The organism is Sphingomonas endophytica (assembly GCF_001476895.1).
GTDB lineage: Bacteria > Pseudomonadota > Alphaproteobacteria > Sphingomonadales > Sphingomonadaceae > Sphingomonas > Sphingomonas endophytica_A.
Genome location: NZ_LDTB01000243.1, coordinates 1 through 602 on the forward strand (window position 1 = coordinate 1; position 602 = coordinate 602).

Genomic DNA, 602 nt, shown 5'->3' on the forward strand with positions numbered 1-602 from the left:
GGGCACCGTGTTCATCGAAGTCGCCGGCAAGATCCAGCGCACCGGCATCCGCTTTCGCGACAACCAGCAGCTTCTCAACATCTGCCAGCGCATCGTCAGCCAGGTCGGCCGGCGCGTCGACGAATCCTCGCCGATCTGCGACGCTCGCCTCGCCGACGGCTCGCGCGTCAACGCCATCGTGCCGCCGCTGGCGATCGACGGGCCCGCGCTCACCATCCGCAAATTCAAGAAGGACAAGCTGACGCTGGAGCAGCTCGTCAAGTTCGGCGCGATCACGCCGGAAGGCGCGACCATCCTGCAGATCATCGGCCGCGTCCGCTGCAACGTGATCATCTCGGGCGGCACCGGCTCCGGCAAGACCACGCTGCTGAACTGCCTGACCAACTATATCGAGCACGACGAGCGCATCATCACCTGCGAAGACGCCGCCGAACTCCAGCTGCAGCAGCCGCATGTGGTCCGCCTGGAAACACGGCCGCCGAACATCGAGGGCGAAGGCCAGGTCACGATGCGCGAGCTGGTCCGAAACTGCCTGCGTATGCGTCCTGAACGCATCATCGTCGGCGAGGTCCGCGGCCCGGAGGCATTCGATCTCCTCCAGG

The 602-nt window shown here is 65.6% G+C and carries 1 protein-coding gene; it reads left to right on the plus strand.

Annotated elements, in window-relative coordinates:
- A partial coding sequence (locus tag NS334_RS16985; RefSeq protein WP_193753163.1) for a CpaF family protein occupies positions 1-602 on the plus strand: 602 nt, incomplete at both ends.